The organism is Vibrio sp. 704 (assembly GCF_033339295.1).
In genome coordinates, this window is the sequence record NZ_JAWOUH010000079.1 from 1 (window position 1) to 1,333 (window position 1,333).

Annotated in this window: 1 protein-coding gene; it reads left to right on the forward strand. The window is 54.7% G+C overall.

The window, feature by feature from the left end:
• Positions 1 to 1,333, forward strand: a 1,333-nt coding sequence (locus tag R7R24_RS24555) for a Calx-beta domain-containing protein (RefSeq protein ID WP_318119705.1), incomplete at both ends; no start/stop codon positions are given.

A 1,333-nucleotide genomic window follows, 5' to 3' on the forward strand; every position in this document is an offset into this window, starting at 1 on the left:
CGGGGACGGCAACGATAGTGGATGACGGCAGTGGCCCGGGTCCCGATCCGGATGATGACCGTCCAAGCGTGACTATTACGGATGCTGGCACCATCAATGAGGGGGATACTGCGAACTTCAAAGTCACTTTATCGAACGCGTCTGAAGCGGAAACGCAAGTGGAGCTGGGTCTTAATCTCGGCGATACCGAAGCCGGTGACTTAGGTACCTTGGAATACAACACCGGAAGCGGTTGGGTTGCAGTGCCAAACGATGGTGTGGTGACCGTGCCAGCGGGGCAAACTGAGTTTGATGTGCGTATCGCTTCCATTGATGACGCCGTTTATGAAGGTCCTGAAGATTTCAGTGTGACAGTGACTGGCATTGGTGCAGTGCAAGGCAGCGATACGGGGGCAGCAACGATCGTGGACGATGGCACGGGTCCGGGCCCTGATCCGGATGATGACCGTCCAAGCGTGACTATTTCAGACGCTGGCACCATTAATGAGGGTGAGATAGCGAACTTCAAAGTCACATTATCGAACGCGTCTGAAGCGGAAACGCAGGTGGAACTGGGTCTTAATCTTGGCGATACCGAAGTTGGAGATTTGGGCACCTTAGAATACAACACAGGCTCCGGTTGGGTTGCAGTGCCAAATGATGGCGTAGTAACGGTGCCAGCAGGGCAAACTGAGTTTGATGTGCGTATCGCTTCCATTGATGATGCGGTGTACGAAGGCCCTGAAGATTTCAGTGTGACGGTGACTGGCATTGGCGCAGTGCAAGGCAGCGATACGGGTACGGCAACGATAGTGGATGACGGCAGTGGTCCAGGCCCCGATCCGGATGATGATCGTCCGAATGTGACCATCACTGACGCTGGCACCATCAATGAGGGTGACACAGCGAACTTCAAAGTGACGCTGTCGAATGCCTCCGAGTCCGCTGTTCAAGTCGAGCTAGGCCTGAACTTAGGCGATACCGAAGCCGGTGACTTAGGTACCTTGGAATACAACACGGGAAGTGGTTGGGTGACAGTGCCAAACGATGGCGTAGTAACGGTGCCAGCAGGGCAAACTGAGTTTGATGTGCGCATTGCTTCCATTGATGATGCGGTGTACGAAGGCCCTGAAGATTTCAGTGTCACGGTAACTGGCATTGGGGCAGTACAAGGCAGCGATACCGGTACGGCAACGATAGTGGATGACGGCAGTGGTCCAGGCCCCGATCCGGATGATGACCGCCCGAATGTGACTATTTCAGACGCTGGCACCATCAATGAGGGTGACACAGCGAACTTCAAAGTGACGCTGTCGAATGCCTCCGAGTCCGCTGTTCAAGTCGAGCTAGGCCT